The following is an 18,086-nucleotide window of genomic DNA, read 5'->3' as shown; positions in this document are numbered from 1 at the left end:
AGATGCGCGCAAACTACCGGGCCTGAATCAGGGCAGGTATCCATTGCGAGGCAATAATGTTCCCACCGTTCAAAGGAAACCGGGCATGACACGGCGTCCTACCCTCAAGCACATCGCCGAGCGCGTCGGTGTCACGGCATCGACCGTCTCTCTCGCCCTTCGCGATGATGCGCGAATCTCGACGGCGATGCGTGAGCGCGTCCGGCAGGTGGCTCAGGAAGTGGGCTATATCTACAACCGTCACGCGGCAGGGCTGCGACGAGGGGATAGCGGCACGGTGGCGCTGTGTCTCAATGATCTGGGTAATCCGTTTTTCACCGAATTTATTGCGGCCATGGAGCAGCGCTTTCGTGCCGAGGAGCGCATGATGCTGTTTTGTCATGCCCAGGAGTCGCTTGCGGTGCAGGCAGATTTCATGCGTCGCATGGCCGAACACGGTGCCTCGGGACTGATTCTGATTCCGGCTGCCGGGACGACCCTGGAAGATCTTCCCGGTGCGGAGGCCTCTCATCTGCGTCATTTACCGCTGGTGCTGCTGTCCAGGGATGTCGACGGTGTTGAGGTGGATCGCGTCATCAATGATGACGCCCGCGGCATGGCGATGGTGGTCGAGCATCTGCTATCGCTGGGGCATCAGCGTATTGCCTGGCTGGGGGGAGGCAACATGACCTCGACGGCGCGCGATCGCGAGCAGGCCTTTAGAGAGATGTTGACCCAGGCCGGCTATCCGCCGGATCAGGACGGCATATGCCACGGTCCTACCACGATGGCGTTTGGCCATCAGGGGCTTGAAGCACTCATGGCACAGCCCCGGCCGCCGACGGCCGTGGTCTGTTTTTCGGATTTAATCGCTTTTGGCGCAGTAGCGGCCTGTCACGGACTGGGGCTGCGTCCGGGTGTGGATATTTCGATTGCCGGTTTTGATGACATGAGCGCTGCGGCCTATACTACGCCGCCTCTGACCAGTGTTCGGGTAAGAACCGATCTGATGGGCGCGCGAGCCAGCGAGATGTTGCTGGCCCGCATTCGCGGCGATCATGAGGCGCCACGCAGAGAAATAATGCCGCCGGAACTGGTGGTGCGTGAAACCACCGGCCCCGTTTCCTCCCGGAATCAAGACTGATTCGTCACTCAAACCCCCAGCAGATTCAGCGCGGCAAAAAAGCCTGCCATCAACAGCGCCACGGCGATTGCCACCGGGTTGTGCACGCGCGCAAACAGGTAGTGAAAGAGAATCGAGATCGGCAGCGAGACGATAAACCAGCCGAGGTAGTTGCTCAGCGGCACCAGGGTGTCGCCCCAGGCCCACATGTCGTGATGGATGGCGACCGGCTCGATCAGCATGTCGAGCGCCACCATCAGGGCGGCGCCGATCACGCCCTTGAGCGGTCGTGACAGCCCGGGCAGCACGCGCTGGACCACCACGTTGAGACAATACAGCAGCAGCGCCCAGTTCACGCCGATAATCAGCGGTGTGTGCCACAGCGTCGGCCCCAGCACGTGACCGTAGGCGTAATCACCGAACAAGAGCCCCGTCGAGGTGCCGATCGCCTCGGCCACGAACCCCACCACGTAGCACAGCGCCACGTAGCCCCACAGCCGGGGGCGCGGCCTCGGATGAAAGGCCAGCACCAGTGCCAGTGATGCTAAAAGTGTGAGCGGGGTCAGGCGGATGAACTGATCATGCACCGGCAGCGCAATGCCTACGACGCCGGCCAGATAGATCAGGCTTAAAAGGATGATTACCGGGACCGGGCGTAAAAGGCGCGCGGAATTGGCGGGGCCGGGTAAAGTCATCAGGCATCGTCCTTTTGTGAAGACAGGGCGTTGTGCAAAGAAGGGGCGTGCGCCGGCCACGGCTCGCGACGGGCCATGACGTCGGTCATGATTCTGGCCGATAGCAGACACAGCGGCAGGCCGCCGCCGGGATGAACGCTGCCGCCGCAGAAATAGAGCCCGTCGATGTGGCGGCTGTAGTTGGGGTGGCGCATAAACGCCGCCATGCGGTCGTTCGAGCTGGTGCCATACAGCGCGCCCCGATGTGACAGGGTGCGCGCCTCGATCGTGGTTGGATCAAACACGCACTCTTCTACGATCGCCCCGCGAAGTTCGCGGCCCAGCATCCGCTCGAGCTTGTCGATCACCCGCTTGCGGGTGCGCTCGATCAGCGCCGGCCAGTCCTGCCCATCGGTGGCAAAGGGCGCGTTGATCATCACGAACCAGTTCTCGCCGCCTGCCGGTGCCGCGCCCTTGTCATAGCGCGACGAGATGCTGACATAGACCGTCGGGTCATCGCACAGCGTGCCGGCCTCCAGCGCGGCGAACTCCCCGGCGTAGTCGTCGCTGAAAAAGATGTTATGCACATCCAGTTCCGGGAAGGATTCATCCACACCCCAGTAAAAGATCAGCGCCGAGGTCGATTTCTCGCGCGCCAGCACCCGCGTCGGGGCAGGGGCATCGGGCAGCAGCCGTTCATGGGTGAAAAACACATCCATGTTGCTGACCACGCGATCACACATCACTTGCCGATCATCCGCCAGGTGCAGCCCCACCGCGCGTGGCCGGCGACCCTCGTGGCGGGTGAGGATTCTGTCTACTGGTGTGTCGAAGTGAAAGACCACGCCCAGGCGCTCGGCCAGGCCATACAGCGCTCGGCCGATCGCCGGCATGCCGCCCTCGGGCACGAACGCCCCGGCGCCGTGTTCGAAGTGGGCAATCATCGAGAGCAGCCCCGGCGCGCGGTACGGGTTGGAGCCGTTGTAGGTCGCAAAGCGGTCAAAAAGCTGCACCAGATGCGGCTCTTTCAGATCGCGCTGGTGGACCTGATGCAGCGTGCACATGAGATCGAGCCGGTGCAGTCGGGTCAGGGCGTGGCCCACCTCCGGCGTCAGCCAGGTCTTCGGCGAGTGCAGCGACTTTTCCAGAAAGGTGCGCCCGGTAAGATGATACTTCTCTTCGCCGTGGGCCAGCGTTGCCAGTACCCGCTGCGCCGGCACGCCCAGCACCCGCTCGACTTCCTCGGCAAAGGCCTGCGGGTCGGCGCGGGCGTCCAGTCGGGTGCCGTCCTCCCAGGCGTAGCGGCACACGGTGTCCAGACGCTGATAGCGAAAGTGATCCGCCGGCGTCTCACCGGCGAGTTCAAAGAGTTCGTCGATGTATTCCGGCATGGTCAGAAGCGACGGGCCGATGCCGAAGCGATAGTCGCCCAGCACCAGCTCGCCAAGCTTGCCGCCTGCGGTGCTGGAAGCCTCGAACACCTCGACGTGCGCGCCCTGAAGACGCAACCGAATGGCAGCGGCCAGCCCCGCAATGCCGGCACCGATGACAGCGATGCGCGGGGGCGAGGCGTTTGATGCTGACGCCACCGGCTCAGGCATCCAGCCAGCGCACGGCGATCAGGCCGCGCTGGCGCAGCAGCGTCTCATCGACCTGATCCAGCGCGTCCAGCCAGGCCACGGCAAAGCTGCCCGGCCCCTGGGCGTGCTCCTCGGCAAGCTCGGCGGCCACGGCGACATGGACGTGCGCGGCCACCGCGGCACTCAACGGATCACGCACCACGGCGCAGTAGGCCGCCACGATCGCACCGAGTGCACAGCCGGTACCGGAGACGCGCGGCTGCCACTCGCTGCCGCCGCCGATCTCGACCACGGCCTGGCCGTTGTGATGGCGATCGAGCAGGGGGCCAAGAACCATGTCCACCGGTCCGGAGGCCGAGACCGCACAGGCCTGATTCAGCAGCTCCCGCGCCGCGCCGATGGCGGTCTGCGGGCTCATGGCGCTGTCCACGCCGCGCCCGCTGCCATCCTGTCCGGCCAGTCCCATGATTTCCGAGGCGTTGCCGCGCACCACCGTGGGCCGATGCTCCAGAAGCTCCAGGGCCAGGCCGTGGCGCCACTTCATGCTGCCCGCCCCGATGGGGTCGAGCACCCAGGGCGTGCCCGCCTGGTGGGCACCGCCGGCCGCCTTGTGCATCGCCTTGACCTGATCTTCCTGCGGCGTGCCCAGGTTGATCAGCACGGCGTTGGCCTGACCGGCAAAGCGTCCGGCCTCCTGGGGGTTATCGATCATCGCCGGCGTGGCGCCGGCGGCCAACAGTGCGTTGGCGACCAGATTGGCCGTGACGTTATTGGTCAAACACTGCACCAGCGGCTTTTGTGCCTTCAGCGCCTGGTGCGCCGCAACGACCATGTCGATGGTGGGCTCACCGCCCGGCTGCTCACTCATGCCCATCGGGGGCTCCCCTGGTTGTCAGAAAAAAAGGTGATCAGACAAAAGGTGGTCTGAGGCGTCAGAGTCAACGTTACTCATCTTCGGAGGGCGCGACCAGATAATCGACCGCCGCCTTCACCTGCTCATCAGAAAGATCCTCGTTGCCGCCGCGCGCCGGCATGCCGCCGATGCCTTCGATGGCATGGGTATACAGGGTCTCGCTGCCCTGATCCAGCCGTGGCTGCCACCGCTCGGACCCACGCTGCGGACCGCGACCGCCGTCATGGCAGGAAGCGCAGCTGTCGTCATAGATCTGGCGGCCATCGAGATCATCGGCCTGGGTGAGTGCGGTCGTCGTCAAAAGGCCGGTCATCATGGCCGTGGCCAGTGTCAGGGCGGTGAAGCGCTTGCGCATGGTCTTGTCCTCGGGCGTGGTCAGGCCGGGTGATTTTTTATGGTGTGGGGATCAGTATAAAAGCGTTATGAAGGCTTGCCTGCCTGATGTGTTGCAGGGCCCGCCGCACCGCCCGGGGAGTGGACAGTGACCGGCGCGGGCGGTAGGATAGCGCGCTGTCTTCCCTGCGAAGACACCTGCGCGCTTGTAGCTCAGCTGGATAGAGTACCGCCCTCCGAAGGCGGGGGTCTTGGGTTCGAATCCCAACAAGCGCGCCACTTCCTTTCCCTGCTTTGTCTTCCTCGTTGTGATGCTGCTACTGAGTCCGCTCAGGGTTTTCGCGCGTCTGTTGATTGGGATTCGTTGAAACAATCATTTCATCCCTTCGAGCAGGACTCCTGCCAGCTAATCATCTATTCAACCTTTCAGACCATGCCATTCCGGTAGCTGTTGGTTGGCTCGCAGTCGCAAGCGCTGAAGCATCAAACCTTCGAACACATCTTCCAGATTGCTGTTTGCATTTACCGTGGGCAGCGAGGCCTGTGCTTCAGTAAAAAACTGATGCTCCAGCGGGCCATCCATGAATGCATGGGACCACCACGTCAAAATCCTTGGGCAGGCTCTTGTCATCAGTTCAATACCGGGAAGTCTTTCGGATTTGGCCGCATTGGCTTTGCGTGAGGCCGGCATCAGGTTCCAGAGATCGTTGTTGCTCCAGCGTACCCATGGCAGACAGTGATCGATGTCGTACTGGTTGCGGCTCAGGTCGGCATCGGTCCAGACACAGCGTACAGACCGCTGTTCCTGTATTGTGCGAGCGACCAGTGTACGAATCCTGCTGGTATCGCGTTTGCCTTCCTGCCAGTACAGCGCCTGATACATCCGGCCTATATCATCGTTTCCACCATAGCTGCGCATTAACCGAACCCATTCATTGACGATGGCAGGTTCCAGCCAGCAATTGAATCGACTGAAGCAGTCCCATAGCGAGGCGGGAACGCGCAGTGCGCCAAAAGCGGATAGGCTCTCTTTATCCAGCTGTAACGGTAGGGAGGCAAAATTCGCTCGCCGAACCTGGGCCTCGAATACGGGTTGTTGTGATCCCGGCCAGGTCGTGAAACGTACCGGCATTTTCACGATATTGTTCACGACGTCGCGGATGGCCTGAACAACAATCGTCATCAAGTCACTGGCTATCGGTTGGCCGATTGCAATATCCAGCCCCGAGACATCAGCCAGCGCATGGAAAGCTTTTCCGGCAAATCCATAGCCTCTGGCACCCGGTGCCTGACGCAGGCCGTATCGCAGTATTAGCGGCTGATACAGCTTGATCCAGTACAGCCCGACTGCCCCCAGCGGTATATCCACCCAATGATCCGAACGATTGAGCACGATACCCGGGACAGTCTCGGCGATACGCGCCACGCTGCGCAGAAGGCCCAGCTTGTAGGTCGCTGACTTGTTATCGTTCACGATGATGTGGCGAAGTACGGGCAGGGCACCGGTACCATCATCCGGTAGCCGGAAAACCATCGTTTCCCAGCGCACTCCCGTCCTTTGCTGCTGGTCGTTGCTCTCTCCAACATATACCGGCATTAGTGCCCGATCCCGTGCCCAGCTCTCGATGTGCTGCCGGTCAACGTCATGGAAAACCCGTGCATCAGGGCTGGGACCATGTCGAAGGGTAATGACCAATACGCCACTGGGCGCCAGTAAGTCAGTTAGAACACGAAAGGCCCGCTGCTGTTCACCCACCGGCAGATGCATCCAGACCGCAGACACCAGAATCAGCTCGAAGCGGTAGCCGAGCGTGCGAACCTGGTTCAGACCGGGCAAAGCGTCATCAAGCCACTGCACGGACAGGCCGGCGGTGCTTTCCTCGCCTAGGGTACGCAGGCCGGCCGCCGGCTCAACGGCCAGCACCTCCCACCCTCTCTGCGCGAGTGCGGCTGCATCGCGCCCGCTACCAGCCCCCATATCCAATGCCAGACCGGCGCGCTCCGGCAAATGATGCAACCAGTCGCCATGCACTTCATCGAAGTTGAGCTGCTGGTACTGAGCAAAGAATCGCTCGGCGTTTTCCGAATACACATTTTTCATGAATCAGGATATAAGTAAGTGAGTTTTAAGATACGGCTTGCAGTTTTTTCTGCGCGATAGCTTGTGACTCATGATACTCCCAAGCTTCTGCAGCTATAGTCCAATGAACTTCGGCGTTTTCTTTTTTAATAGCCTCACGTACTTCAGATAAGGATATCTTGAAGAATTCTTTTCTTGGATTAATACGATTAACTTGGTGGTCAGCGAATCGGCGGTGCAGTTCACGCTCTAAACTTGGAGCATCATCAGAATAAATCATGGCATGCACATCAAAAGGGAAGGGTACACTAGCATCACTAAGTTCGCGGACTCGGTCGAGCGGTTCTAAACGACGAGTCATTCCAATTTTGAAAACATTTTCGCCAAGCGATCCGATATTTGAAATAACATATACATGCCCGCGTTTGGTTTGTTGGGCCATAGAAATTGCCCGTTGGCCACGAGAGCCTGCTTCTTCTAGTTGCTGCTCTAATTCAGCTAAACGAGTTTGAAGTAATAGTTTTACTTCCTCATTGGCGCTGTCTAGCTCTCTTCGGGCTTCTTCCATTGCCTGGGCTAACATACGCTCTTCTTTTTCGGCCTGTTTGATGGCCTTTTCCATCTCTTTACGAGCCTTTTCTTCTTCCCGCATTTGCTCTCGGATTTCTCTCTGTTCTTCTTGTTCCTGTTTCCGTAACTCCATAGTAGCAACAGCCCATTTCAGTTCTTCGAGCCGAGCTTGAAGATATAGATCCGTAATGCGCGCATTTTTAAAGGGAAGTCCGTTATGGTTCACTAAATGGAAAGCATCGATAATCCCTTGGTGCAGTTTGCCATAGTTATCATGTTTGACTTTGGAAAGGATAGAGTCAACTTTCCCATTAAAAGCATCTACTGCAAAGTGAATGGCAAAAGCGCGGCGGCTCTTTTCAACATAGTCACAATCTCCGGCAAGACTGCTTTTAGACAGTTCGTTGCTATTTTTGCGAGCCTGTTTGAGTTTTTCGCCTGCCTCCTTATAAGAAAAGTCTTCAGCCAAATCATCTAAAAGGCTGGCGTTTGGAACAATATATTCATCATGGTAACCCTCAATAATATTACGCATGGCTTGAGCTGTTTTCTTATAAAGCTCTGCGTTTTCGGCCGCTTTAAGGGCGTTGCCAGCTATATCTTGAGCCTGCTGGTGAGCATCTACGATAATATCGTGCGCTTGTTCGTCAGCTTGAACCAAAGCCGCTTCAGCCTTTTTTTGAATTTCTTGTGCTTGAGTGCGACTGTTGTCCAGTATCAAATGCTTTTCGTGTTCAGCGTCTGCTTGAATTTTAATAGCTCTTAGCGTTGCTTGATTTATTTTTTCTTCTGTTAGAATATTGATTTCATCTGCGCGTTCGGAAGCATTGTGTATGTTTTCGTATTGCCAAAGATGCTCTACAGACTTTTTTATATTATTCAGCTCTTCTTGCTTAAGTTTGGATTGGCGGGCAAAAAATAAAGCCGCTATCCAGCCTGATAAAATTAACCCTGTTGCTAGTAATAATATTGTTGTGTTAGACATATGATGGCCCTTTGTATTTTAATTTGTCATGGAACCTCGGGATTCTGTCATAGCAGTTAAAAATGCTTTTTAAGGAAAAGCATATGAAATTACTGTTATATTTCTTTTTAGACCTATCCTATGACAGTACTTCAATAGCTGGATTGCCGAACGCCTCGCTCAGCTCAATACTCCCCCGACAGTAGCCATACCCATTGCCCCTTCCCACGCCCTCCCATACGCTCATCTGACAACAAACCCGGAGCCCCCATGGATATCGAACGACTCGGCAACGGGCTGGCGTTTCTCAAGGAAGCCGAGCGGCTCAAGAGCGTACTGCGCACGGCCTATACCACTACCGGGCGGCAGGAGGACACGGCGGCGCATACGTGGCGGCTGTGTCTGATGGCGATGACGTTCGAGCGTGAGCTGGCGCCGCTGGACATGACGCGCGTTTTGAAACTCTGCGTGCTGCACGATCTGGGCGAGGCGATCCACGGCGATCAGCCGGCCATCGCGCAGGAAGCGGACAAGAACACTCGGGAGCGGCTGGATCTGCTCACCGTCATGGCGCCGCTGGATGAGGCGTTGAAGGTGGAGTTTCTGTCCCTGTGGGAGGACTACGAGCAGGGCAGCTCGCGCGAGGCGCGACTGGTGAAGGGGCTGGATAAGCTCGAGACCATTTTGCAGCACAGCCAGGGCGATAACCCGCCGGACTTCGATTACGCCTTTAACCTGACCTACGGGCTTGAGCAGACGGATGCCGAGCCGGTGTTGACCATGCTGCGCACCCTGGTCGATGGCGAGACCCAGCGGCGGATCGATCACGGCCAGTAGCGCCTTTTTGCCTTCCCGCTACTTGTCAGAGCCTCAAACGACAAAACCCCGAGCAGCCGTCGCTGTCGGGGTTTTGTGTTGATGGCCGGGGCCTGCGTCCAGCCTAGGCGGGGTTGGCCGGTTTTACCGTGGTGTTGTCTTCGTAGTCGTAATCGTCATCCAGGTTGTGCTCGGGGTCGTTGAGCTCGCCGCGCATGAAGGCGAGCAGGCGCTCGTCGGCTTCGCTGTCCTCGGCGGTGGCGTCAAAGCGGTGGCGAATGACGATGTTGGCGCGCTGATGGTTGAAGAGCCCGCCGACCATGAAAAAGACGCTGCCCACCAGAAAGAGCGAGGCCAGCAGGTTATGCAGCTGGTCGTGATCCGCCAGGCTGTCAAACCCCCAGAGGTAGGGGATCGAGCCGACCACGAACAGCACCGAGCCCACCACAAAGGTCACCGCGGTCAGGTTCATCAGCTGCAGGGTGAGAAGGGCAGAGGCGCGAATCACCATCATGACGTTGAGACAGGCGCCGATAAGAAAGAGCACCGAGCCGATGATGAAAAGCCACGCGCCGAACTCGATCCAGTGCCACCACGACAGAAAGAACAGGCTGCCCACGGCGTAGAGCACGGTGCCGATGATATAGACGGCCAGCGAGATGACCTCCAGCAGCTGCGAGGGCGAGACCTTTTTGCTGTCGTTCCAGAAGCGGCGCACTTCGATGACGTCGTGGGCCTGAACGATCAGATACACCAGCGAGCCCACGAAAAACAGCCAGGCGCCGATGTCTCTGATGTGCTCAAGGCGCGGGTAAAACATGACGCTGCCGACAATAAACATCACCCCGCCCAGCTCGTAGAGCACCGCGTTGATGCCTTCCCAGCGGTAATCCTTGTTGATATCACTCTTGCCCCGGCCCGGTCGGGCGCTTCGAGGGCGGTCGGTAAACAGATGCGGCATGAGGATGGTCCTGCAGGGAAAACGCCAAGTGTGGGTGGTCAGTGAAAGGTTGTATAGCGCCGCAGGCCGGACTTGTCGCCCTGTTTTTGTCGGGCAGCCTCATGGTGAGGCTGCCCGGGGGGCTCAGCGCTTTTTGCCGGGCTTGCCGCCCTGACCGCGGGGTGAGGGTCTGGCGCTGTCCGGCTTTCCCTTGCCGGCAGGCCTGCCGCCTGTTTTGCCCTGAGGCGCGGACTTGCCATTCGATCGGCCCTGGGGGGTGGGTTTGCCACCCGGCCCGGCCTTTGCTGCCGGCTTGCCACTGCCGCCGGCCTTTTTGCCGCCGGTGGGCTGCGGCTTGCCGGCGGAGGCGGGCTTGCCCTTGCCCCTTGAATACATTTTATCCAGCGCGGGCTTGCCAATGCCCAACGGGTCGGGCTTGTCCTGTGCGCTCTTTTGACCGTCCCTGCCGCGCGGCGGAGCCTTCGACCCGGCCGCTTTGGGGGCGGTCTCGGCGGTGTCGGTCAGCTCGATAAGGGTGTCGACTTCCTTTGTTGTCAGATCGCGCCAGTCGCCGATGGCCAGCCCCTTGAGCGAGACGTTCATGATCCGGGTGCGGATCAGCTGGGTGACCTCATAACCGAAAACCTCGCACATGCGGCGGATCTGGCGGTTGAGGCCCTGCACCAGCGTGATGGTGAATACGAACGTGGAGACCTTTTCGACCTGACAGCGGCGGGTCATCTGGCCCAGAATCGGCACGCCGTTGCTCATGCCCTCAATGAAGTCCTCAGTGATCGGCTTGTCGACCGTGACCTGGTACTCCTTTTCGTGGTTGTTGTCGGCGCGCAGGATGCGGTTGACCAGATCGCCGTTGTTGGTCAGAAAGATCAGCCCCTGGGAGTCCTTGTCGAGCCGGCCGATGGGGAAGATGCGCGCGCCGTGTTTAACGAACTCGACGATGTTGTCCTTCTCGCTTGATTCGGTGGTGCTGACAATCCCCACCGGCTTGTTGAGCGCGATCAAAATCAGGTCTTCTGCTTCCCGGGGTTCGATCTCCTGACCGTCGACCGTGACCCGATCACCGGCGACCACCTGATCGCCCGTGGTGGCGCGTCGGCCGTTGAGCCGGACCTTGCCCTGTTCCACAAAGCGGTCCGCCTCGCGCCGCGAGCACAGGCCGCTTTCACTAATGTATTTATTGATTCGGGTCGATGTTCGTAATGGCATGACGTTTCGCAGAATTAAGGGTTAAACGTGGTGCTGGAAAACAGCGGCGTCGGGTTCGGGGCTTTTGCAAGGCGCCCGGCCGGCGGCTGCCATGGCGCGGCACGCATCAATTAAAGGAGTTGTTTTCTTTTCATGAACACGTCACGGATGCTCGAGTTTATCAATGGCTTTCGCAACAGTATTGCCTACCTGACCAGTCTCATCATTACGGTTTATGTGATTGTGGGGGTAGTGGCCGTCACGTTGGATGTGAAAAACCTGCCGGGCGTTCTGGATGTTCTGAATTTCGAGCAGCCCGACACCGCGCGCACGCTTCTGGCCACGCTGATGGCGGGCATGATCTCGCTTCTGGTGTTCAGCTTTTCCACGGTCATGTCGGTGCTGACCCAGGCCGGCAGCAATTTTTCCAACAAGCTGGTGTTCGGCATCATGACCGAAAAGCGCCACCAGCAGGTGCTGGGGCACTATCTGGGCACCATTTTGTATCTGTTGATTCTGCTGCTGGTGCCGGCCGTTGGCGACACGCCGGACACCTGGCGCTCGCTGGCGGTGTATCTGGGCTCGGCCATGGTGATCAACAGCCTGGCCATGTTCGTGTTTTTCATTCATGGCACCTCCCAGTCGGTGCAGATCAACGCGATCACCCAGAACCTGCTGGTCTCGACCCAGCTGTCGCTGGACAGGCTCAGAAAACGCCAGGCGAGTGACGAATATATCCATCGAACCGGCGAGATCGACCTCCGGGGCGGCTATCCCGTCCACTCCCGCAACAGTGGCTATATCCAGAGCGTCAATTTCGACGCGCTGGCGAGCCTCGCGCGTCGTCATGATGTCGCCATCCATCTGGGGTTCAGCTTTGGCGATTTCGTGGTCAAGCGGTTTCCGATCCTGACAGTCGAGGCGGACAGCGCCCCGAGCGATGCGCTGATCGAGTCGATACTGGCCTGTCTGCAGTACGTTGAAGGAGAGTCCACGCGGGATCATTACGTCAACGGGCTGACACAGCTGATGGAGGTGGCCATCAAGGCGCTGTCGCCGGGCATCAATGACCCCGGCACGGCGCGGCTGTGCATCCATCAGATGACCGAGCTGATGGCGCAGCGCCTGACGCTTACGCCCTGCAACAGGCGGGTGGATGATAACGGGCGCTGTCTGATCTCGTGGCACGAGGAGGGCATCGAGAGCCTGATGTTCAGGATATTTGATCCCATTGTCCATTACGGGGGCGAGGATCTAAGCATCTGCCTGTCGCTTCTCAAGGCTCTGAAGACGCTTTCCAACTTCGCAGGCGACGCCGATCACCGGGTCATTCAGGCCCACGCCGATCGTGTCATTGCGCTTATGGCCGAGCATTTTACCGCGCCGCTGGAAATCGAGTTTATCGAGGCGCGGCTTGCCGGCGGCATCCACCGTTTACACCTCGCCCCTCGACTGCCCGGCCGCTCGATATCGCCCTGACGTCTGCGCTCATCCACCGATTCGATAGCGGCGCGATGGGTGGGGCCGACTCATGACAGCGTCCCAGGATCGGCAAGGCGTTTTTCCATCAGCACGCAAAGGCGGTCCGGATAGCTGACGCTGCCTGTGTTTGACCACCCGTGGCGCTCGTAGAGGCCCTGGTGGTCCGTGGTAATGAGATACAGCCCTGTCTCGCCGTGTGAGTGGGCCACCTGCTCGATCGTCTCGATCAGCCGTCCGGCAATGCCGCGACCGCGGTAGTCCGGGTGAACGAAAACAGCGGCGAGCCAAGGGCGCAGGTCCGGGCGTTGTGCGCAGTCGTTTTCAAACAGGCTGGCCATGCCCACCGGGCGGTCGCCGTGATGGGCTACCTGCGTCAACGGCAGGCCGCTGCCGTGGGCGGCGCTGGCAAACGTCAGGCGGGTCTCTTCCAGCGTGCGCCTTGAATGCACGCCCCACTGGCATAGGCCCAGGCGCTGCAGGCATCGATGAATTCGGGGCGCTGTTGCAGCGGTGTAATCTCGATCGACATGACGATGGACCGGTAAGCATCAGAAGGTGTTGATATAAACCGATTCGTGGTGACGTGTACACCCACGCCTGCAGGCATTTCGCCTTATCAATCCAGGGGGCGGCAGGGGCCCGCAGGCGGGCGTCTGTTGGCACAAAACCTTATTCAAAAAGCATCCTGTAATAAATTTGAAACATTAAAGATTCGGTGTTGATCTCTTGAAGCTATCATAAAGAAAGCTCAGGCCACGTCGATATAGCACGGTAATTTCCTCTTTCATGAGTAATCCGAGCATGTTGACCCGTTTGAAAATCGGCCCGCGTCTGGCCATGGCCTTTGGTGCCCTGACACTGCTTTTGATGATCAGCGCGGTTGCAGGATTGATGGGCCTGGGCAACATGAAAGAGACCGCTGACAGCGCCATCAATACGGATGCCGCTCTGGCGCAGAACGCGCTGCATGTGCAGCGTCTGGCGCTTGAAGAGAGGCGCTTTGAGAAGGACAGTTTCATCAATATCGCAACGCCCGACAGGGTCGCCGGTTATTACGATAAATGGGAAAACTCTCGTGTGGCGCTGAGTCAGACGCTGTCGGCAGGCGAACAGATTGCGCCGACCGATGACCTGCGCCAGCTCTATACACGGGCAGGGGCAGCGCTTGCAGCTTACGCAGCAGGGTTCCAGGCCATCCATCAGCGCATCGTAAACGGTGAGCTGACCGAGCCGGCGCAGGCCAATACGGCCTTTAGTGCCTACAAGGAGCAGGTCTATGAGCTGGAATCGCTCGCCGATCAGATCAATACGGTCGCTGCCGAGCGGATGGACCGTGCCAATGAGACGATTTCGACAGCGTATTCCCGGACCATGGTCAGCCTGCTGGTCTTTGCCGCGATCGCTTTACTGGCAGCAGTCGCACTGGCGGTGGTCATTACCCGAAGCATTACGCGTCCTTTGGGCCGGGCGCTGTATGTGGCCGAGCAGGTCGCACAGGGTGACCTGACCCAGGAAATCACGGTGACCGGACGCGATGAGACAGCCCAGCTGCTGGCGGCGATGAAGAAGATGAATGCATCGCTTCTGACGCTGGTGAGCTCCATCCGAGAGGCCTGCCAGAGTGTTCATGCCGGTGCCAGCGAGCTTTCACATGCCAGTCATGATCTGGCGGCCCGTACCGAGCAGCAGGCCGCATCGCTTGAGGAAACCGCCGCCAGCATGGAGGAGATCTCGTCGACGGTGAAACACAACACCGAGGCGACCCAACAGGTCAATCAGCTGACCGTCGAAGCAACCGGCAACGTGCGCAGCAGCAGCCAGGATGTGGTGCAGAGCCTGTCGCTGATGAAGGAAATTGCCACGCAGTCACAGCGCGTCAACGAGATTCTGGCCACCATCGATTCGATCTCGTTTCAGACCAATATTCTGGCGCTGAATGCGTCGGTAGAAGCGGCTCGTGCCGGTGAGCAGGGGCGCGGCTTTGCGGTGGTGGCCTCGGAAGTCAGGTCGCTGGCCAATCGCAGCGCCACGTCGGCCGGCGAAATTCGCCAGCTGCTGGAAACCATGAGCCAGCGCATTGCCGCCGGCGTCACTCAGGCAGAGCGCAGCGGTGGCAGCATCGAACAGACTCGCGGCGCCATTGAGCAGCTCGCCACGTTGATCAACGACATTGCGACCGCCTCGCGCGAGCAGGATGGCGGGGTGGATCAGGTCAATACCGCCATTGCTCAGATGGATCTGGTCACCCAGCAAAACGCGGCCATGGTCGAACAGTCCACGGCTGCCGCCAGCATGCTGGAAGAGCAGGCCGGGCAGCTGCAAAAGCTGGTGGCCACCTTCAGAATTCGGGAGACGGCAGGTGCCTGAGGCAGACGTATCCAGCGACCTGAGTGCCTGACGCTAAAAGGCCCCGCCAGATGCGGGGCCTTTTAGTGTTCGGGCAGCAGCATGGAAGACACCTGCATGTGACACCACCAGTAGCCGGGGTCAGGGGAAACGCACAAAAACAACAAGGCCCGCCGAAGCGGGCCTTGTTGCGTCAGGTCAGAAGACCTGAAGGCATGATAACCCGAAGGTTAGTCTGCCTGGACGTTTGCAGCCTGAAGGCCTTTCTTGCCCTGAGTCACTTCGAAGGAGACCTGCTGGCCTTCCTGCAGTGACTTGAAGCCTTCAGCCTTGATTTCGGAGAAGTGGACGAACAGATCGTCGCCGCCGTCGGACGGAGAGATGAAGCCGAAGCCTTTAGCGTCGTTGAACCACTTGACTGTGCCAGTAGACATATTCGAAATTCCTTGCGCCAAAGCGCGATAAAAAGTGACCGGGTGTTGCCCCAGATAAAGCAGGTAAAACAAGGGGGATAAAACCAGGCTACCGAAGAACTCGAGTGCAACTGACTATATTCGACTTGCTAACCAACTGAGTGCATCGTGTCATGATATTCGGGGCAGGGTCAACCAGATGCGTGAAAAGAGTTTTGCCTCTCCGGCGAAAATGAGAGCGAGGCCACCGCTCGGCGTGGCCTCGCATCGCTTTGTCAGCCCGGGCGCGACGCCATGTTGCCGGTCGGGAAGGCTTCAGCGTCCATGCTTGATGCGTTGCCCCCGCTGCGACGCGTTTCCAGATCGGTGCGGATGGCGTCCATGCGAGTGTCATCAAGGCGAAAACGCCAGATGGCCCCGGCCAGCAACAGCGTGATCAACGCCGGAATCAGCGTCATCATCAGTGTGATCGCCAGTACCGCGCTGGCACTTTGTTCTTCCACGCCGGCCTCATAGCCGCCGATGGCGAGCATCATCCCGATCAGGCCGCCGGCCACCGCCAGTCCCACCTTCAAAAAGAACAGGTTGCCCGAAAAGGCCATGCCCGTGTTGCGCTCGCCGGTTTTCCACTCGCCGTAGTCCTCGGCGTCCGCCATCATCGACCAGGAAATCGGTGTACCGATGCCGTTGATGAGGTTGAGAAGGGCAAAGGCGAGCGTGGTGATCATCATCTGATCGAACGGCATGAAGAACAGCCCCACCGAGCCGGCCGTAATGATCAGCGAGGTGCTCATGTACACATGGGTCTTGCTGAAACGGGCGGTAAACCAGGGCGAGATCAGTGCGCCGATCATCTTGGTGACGATGGCGGCGGTAATGAAAAACGAAATACCGCCGGCGCTTAACATCATCACGTAGGTGGCAAAGTAGATCGATGCCCCCTGGCGCAGAAAGAACTGCGTTGCCTGCAAAAAGGTGATGCCGAGAATGATCAGCCAGCGCTCGTTTTTGACCAGCGCCTTGAGCGACTGCTTCAGCGGCTTTCTCTCCTCGCTGATGGGCTCGACCCGCTCGCGGGTGGTGGCAAAACAAAAGCCGAACATGAACAGCGCAATGATGCCCATCAGCCCCATGGTGAGCTGAAAGCCGCGCGCCTCGTCGCCGGCCCCGAGCAGCTCGACCAGCGGCAACAGCGAGCCGGTCAGGATCAGATAGGCGACGCCTGCAAAGAAAAACCGCCATGACTGAAACGACACCCGCGCCTTGTGATCATCGGTCACCACTCCGCCCAGCGAGCAGTAGGGAATGCTCACCGAGGTATACAGCACCGACATCAGAAAGTAGGTCGCAAAGGCGTACACCACCTTGGCGCCGTCGCTCCAGTCCGGTGTGGTGAACAATAAAAAGATCGAGATGGCCAGCGGGATCGGCACCCATAGAAGGTACGGTCGGTACTTGCCCCAGCGGGTCCGGGTGCGGTCGGCCACGAATCCCATGATCGGGTCGGTGACGGCATCGATCACGCGCATGGTGATAAAGATCACCCCGACCAGCGCTGGCGACAGGCCGTAGATGTCGGTGTAGAAGTAGGAGAGATACATCACGACGGCGGCAAAGCTCATGTTGCAGCCGGCATCCCCCATGCCAAAGCCGATCTTCTCCAGAAGTGTCACTTTTTTCTGACGCATGCCTGCCCTCCGGTAACCATCACCTGCACGTTGCGTGGACGGCCCGGGCGAATCAGCGCCAGAAGGCCTGTCAGGTCAGGCCAGGCTACGGGAGGAGAGCGCCAGATCACCAATACAGTTTTGGCGTAAAGTCGATATCAGGGTCGGTATGACGTTGGGTAACTGCTTCAAAGTACTGATCACTTCGACCATCGATGTAGAGACCAGGGTCGGGCAGGCAGCGGCGGGAAGATCGCCCACCGGCCCCATGGCTCTCGGGACCGATGGTATCGGGGGCTGATCCTCACTCGATGGTGTAGATAAACTCATCCCGGTCGCGGCGCACCTTCGCCTTGCCGGCGCCCGGGTCACGCTCAACGTCGCGATAGCCCAGCGCCATGATGACCACGCTTTTGAGCCCCTTCTCACTCAGGCCGAGCGCGGCATCGAGCCTGTCGGGATAAAAGCCCTCCATCGGCGAGGCATCGACCCCTTCCAGCGCCGCGGCGCTCAGCGCCGTGCCCAGGCCGATATAGGCCTGGCGCGCGGCCCACTCCAGGCACGCCTCGTGGCTGCCCTTTTTGTCCATCACGCCCTTGATCATGTTGCGAAAGCCGTCGAGTTCGCTCTCATCGACTTCGCGGATGCGGGCCATGCGGGCGACGTGGTCATCCACCTGAGCCTTGAAGTCGCGATCGTGCACGGCAAAGACCAGCAGGTCGGACCCCTCGATCACCTGCGGCTGCGGTGCGGCGTCATCATGCAGGCGCTGGCGCAGCTCGGGGCTTTTGACATGCACCAGCGACCAGGGGTGCAGGCCGAAGGAGGAAGGCGCCAGCCGGGCGGCGTCCATGATCCGCTCCAGCGCCGCTTCGGGCACGGGCTCACCGTTCAGGCGTTTGGCAGCGTAGCGCCAGTTCAGCGCATCGGTCAGTGACATGGCGGGGAATCTCCTTGCGGTAGTGGAACGGGCCCTGATCGAGTGCCGCCTGCGAGAGCC

At 59.4% G+C, this 18,086-nt stretch carries 16 protein-coding genes and 1 tRNA gene; 5 read left to right on the top strand and 12 right to left on the bottom strand.

Going from position 1 to position 18,086, the window contains the following annotated elements; all coding sequences use genetic code 11:
* Positions 1 to 85 precede the first annotated feature (85 nt).
* The gene (locus tag ACXMYO_RS13595) at positions 86 to 1,123 is read left to right on the top strand and encodes a substrate-binding domain-containing protein (protein ID WP_438765315.1); all 1,038 of its coding nucleotides are present in this window, start codon (positions 86 to 88) and stop codon (positions 1,121 to 1,123) included.
* 8 nt (positions 1,124 to 1,131) lie between these two features.
* Here the strand turns inward: ACXMYO_RS13595 and ACXMYO_RS13590 are convergent, their stop codons facing one another.
* The 4 genes from ACXMYO_RS13590 to ACXMYO_RS13575 all read right to left on the bottom strand — a co-directional run bounded on the left by ACXMYO_RS13590 (position 1,132) and on the right by ACXMYO_RS13575 (position 4,624).
* Positions 1,132 to 1,797 (bottom strand): carotenoid biosynthesis protein, encoded by a 666-nt coding sequence (locus ACXMYO_RS13590; protein ID WP_457809108.1) that lies wholly within the window; start codon positions 1,795 to 1,797, stop codon positions 1,132 to 1,134.
* Positions 1,797 to 3,365 (bottom strand): 1-hydroxycarotenoid 3,4-desaturase CrtD, encoded by a 1,569-nt coding sequence (crtD, locus tag ACXMYO_RS13585; RefSeq protein ID WP_457809107.1) that lies wholly within the window; start codon positions 3,363 to 3,365, stop codon positions 1,797 to 1,799. Before crtD ends, ACXMYO_RS13590 begins: the two co-directional genes overlap by 1 nt.
* A 4-nt stretch (positions 3,366 to 3,369) precedes the next feature.
* Positions 3,370 to 4,224 carry a hydroxyethylthiazole kinase gene (thiM, locus tag ACXMYO_RS13580; protein WP_457809106.1) on the bottom strand — a complete coding sequence of 285 codons (855 nt, stop codon included), beginning with the start codon at positions 4,222 to 4,224 and terminating at the stop codon, positions 3,370 to 3,372.
* Between the two features lie 76 nt (positions 4,225 to 4,300).
* Positions 4,301 to 4,624: a c-type cytochrome gene (locus tag ACXMYO_RS13575; protein ID WP_457809105.1), complete on the bottom strand. Its 324-nt coding sequence runs from the start codon at positions 4,622 to 4,624 to the stop codon at positions 4,301 to 4,303.
* 180 nt (positions 4,625 to 4,804) lie between these two features.
* Between ACXMYO_RS13575 and ACXMYO_RS13570 the strand changes: the two genes are divergently transcribed.
* Positions 4,805 to 4,881: transfer RNA gene (locus ACXMYO_RS13570), tRNA-Arg, on the top strand.
* A gap of 139 nt (positions 4,882 to 5,020) precedes the next feature.
* Here ACXMYO_RS13570 and ACXMYO_RS13565 read toward each other — a convergent pair.
* Both ACXMYO_RS13565 and ACXMYO_RS13560 read right to left on the bottom strand, forming a co-directional pair.
* Positions 5,021 to 6,703, bottom strand: coding sequence for an HNH endonuclease domain-containing protein (locus ACXMYO_RS13565; RefSeq protein ID WP_457809104.1), 1,683 nt, complete (start codon positions 6,701 to 6,703; stop codon positions 5,021 to 5,023).
* 25 nt (positions 6,704 to 6,728) lie between these two features.
* Positions 6,729 to 8,237, bottom strand: coding sequence for a DUF4041 domain-containing protein (locus tag ACXMYO_RS13560; RefSeq protein WP_457809103.1), 1,509 nt, complete (start codon positions 8,235 to 8,237; stop codon positions 6,729 to 6,731).
* A gap of 249 nt (positions 8,238 to 8,486) precedes the next feature.
* Here ACXMYO_RS13560 and ACXMYO_RS13555 point away from each other — a divergent pair, with 249 nt between their 5' ends.
* Positions 8,487 to 9,053: an HD domain-containing protein gene (locus tag ACXMYO_RS13555; RefSeq protein ID WP_457809102.1), complete on the top strand. Its 567-nt coding sequence runs from the start codon at positions 8,487 to 8,489 to the stop codon at positions 9,051 to 9,053.
* A 103-nt stretch (positions 9,054 to 9,156) separates the two neighbouring features.
* Here ACXMYO_RS13555 and ACXMYO_RS13550 read toward each other — a convergent pair whose 3' ends face one another.
* Complete coding sequence (locus ACXMYO_RS13550) at positions 9,157 to 9,993, bottom strand: YrhK family protein (protein WP_457809101.1); 837 nt, start codon at positions 9,991 to 9,993, stop codon at positions 9,157 to 9,159.
* 123 nt (positions 9,994 to 10,116) lie between these two features.
* Positions 10,117 to 11,199 carry a 23S rRNA pseudouridine(2604) synthase RluF gene (gene rluF / locus ACXMYO_RS13545; protein ID WP_457809100.1) on the bottom strand — a complete coding sequence of 361 codons (1,083 nt, stop codon included), beginning with the start codon at positions 11,197 to 11,199 and terminating at the stop codon, positions 10,117 to 10,119.
* A gap of 132 nt (positions 11,200 to 11,331) precedes the next feature.
* Here rluF and ACXMYO_RS13540 point away from each other — a divergent pair, with 132 nt between their 5' ends.
* Positions 11,332 to 12,657, top strand: coding sequence for a DUF2254 domain-containing protein (locus ACXMYO_RS13540; RefSeq protein ID WP_457809099.1), 1,326 nt, complete (start codon positions 11,332 to 11,334; stop codon positions 12,655 to 12,657).
* 50 nt (positions 12,658 to 12,707) lie between these two features.
* On the opposite strand, the gene ACXMYO_RS13535 is transcribed toward ACXMYO_RS13540, so the two are convergent.
* A complete protein-coding gene (locus ACXMYO_RS13535) occupies positions 12,708 to 13,109 on the bottom strand; it encodes a GNAT family N-acetyltransferase (protein ID WP_457809098.1) in 402 nt (133 codons plus the stop codon).
* A 352-nt stretch (positions 13,110 to 13,461) separates the two neighbouring features.
* Between ACXMYO_RS13535 and ACXMYO_RS13530 the strand changes: the two genes are divergently transcribed.
* Positions 13,462 to 15,027 (top strand): methyl-accepting chemotaxis protein, encoded by a 1,566-nt coding sequence (locus ACXMYO_RS13530; RefSeq protein ID WP_457809097.1) that lies wholly within the window; start codon positions 13,462 to 13,464, stop codon positions 15,025 to 15,027.
* 209 nt (positions 15,028 to 15,236) lie between these two features.
* Here the strand turns inward: ACXMYO_RS13530 and ACXMYO_RS13525 are convergent, their stop codons facing one another.
* The 3 genes from ACXMYO_RS13525 to ACXMYO_RS13515 all read right to left on the bottom strand — a co-directional run bounded on the left by ACXMYO_RS13525 (position 15,237) and on the right by ACXMYO_RS13515 (position 18,026).
* Positions 15,237 to 15,440 (bottom strand): cold-shock protein, encoded by a 204-nt coding sequence (locus ACXMYO_RS13525; RefSeq protein ID WP_086621314.1) that lies wholly within the window; start codon positions 15,438 to 15,440, stop codon positions 15,237 to 15,239.
* 254 nt (positions 15,441 to 15,694) lie between these two features.
* Complete coding sequence (locus ACXMYO_RS13520) at positions 15,695 to 17,107, bottom strand: MFS transporter (RefSeq protein ID WP_457809096.1); 1,413 nt, start codon at positions 17,105 to 17,107, stop codon at positions 15,695 to 15,697.
* A gap of 283 nt (positions 17,108 to 17,390) precedes the next feature.
* Entirely contained in the window at positions 17,391 to 18,026 is a 636-nt protein-coding gene (locus tag ACXMYO_RS13515) for a nitroreductase family protein (protein WP_457809095.1), read from the bottom strand.
* Positions 18,027 to 18,086 lie beyond the last annotated feature (60 nt).

Source organism: Kushneria sp. EE4 (assembly GCF_977968315.1).
Note: the sequence above shows the minus strand (reverse complement) of the source record. Positions and strands in the feature narration are given on the sequence as shown.

What these genes read in the sequence shown, in the direction of transcription:
- ACXMYO_RS13595 (WP_438765315.1), top strand. Translation starts at nt 86, where the DNA reads ATGACACGGCGTCCTACCCTCAAGCACATCGCCGAGCGCGTCGGTGTC.
- ACXMYO_RS13590 (WP_457809108.1), bottom strand. Translation starts at nt 1,797, where the DNA reads ATGACTTTACCCGGCCCCGCCAATTCCGCGCGCCTTTTACGCCCGGTC.
- thiM (WP_457809106.1), bottom strand. Translation starts at nt 4,224, where the DNA reads ATGAGTGAGCAGCCGGGCGGTGAGCCCACCATCGACATGGTCGTTGCG.
- ACXMYO_RS13575 (WP_457809105.1), bottom strand. Translation starts at nt 4,624, where the DNA reads ATGCGCAAGCGCTTCACCGCCCTGACACTGGCCACGGCCATGATGACC.
- ACXMYO_RS13565 (WP_457809104.1), bottom strand. Translation starts at nt 6,703, where the DNA reads ATGAAAAATGTGTATTCGGAAAACGCCGAGCGATTCTTTGCTCAGTAC.
- ACXMYO_RS13560 (WP_457809103.1), bottom strand. Translation starts at nt 8,237, where the DNA reads ATGTCTAACACAACAATATTATTACTAGCAACAGGGTTAATTTTATCA.
- ACXMYO_RS13555 (WP_457809102.1), top strand. Translation starts at nt 8,487, where the DNA reads ATGGATATCGAACGACTCGGCAACGGGCTGGCGTTTCTCAAGGAAGCC.
- ACXMYO_RS13550 (WP_457809101.1), bottom strand. Translation starts at nt 9,993, where the DNA reads ATGCCGCATCTGTTTACCGACCGCCCTCGAAGCGCCCGACCGGGCCGG.
- rluF (WP_457809100.1), bottom strand. Translation starts at nt 11,199, where the DNA reads ATGCCATTACGAACATCGACCCGAATCAATAAATACATTAGTGAAAGC.
- ACXMYO_RS13540 (WP_457809099.1), top strand. Translation starts at nt 11,332, where the DNA reads ATGAACACGTCACGGATGCTCGAGTTTATCAATGGCTTTCGCAACAGT.
- ACXMYO_RS13530 (WP_457809097.1), top strand. Translation starts at nt 13,462, where the DNA reads ATGTTGACCCGTTTGAAAATCGGCCCGCGTCTGGCCATGGCCTTTGGT.
- ACXMYO_RS13525 (WP_086621314.1), bottom strand. Translation starts at nt 15,440, where the DNA reads ATGTCTACTGGCACAGTCAAGTGGTTCAACGACGCTAAAGGCTTCGGC.
- ACXMYO_RS13520 (WP_457809096.1), bottom strand. Translation starts at nt 17,107, where the DNA reads ATGCGTCAGAAAAAAGTGACACTTCTGGAGAAGATCGGCTTTGGCATG.
- ACXMYO_RS13515 (WP_457809095.1), bottom strand. Translation starts at nt 18,026, where the DNA reads ATGTCACTGACCGATGCGCTGAACTGGCGCTACGCTGCCAAACGCCTG.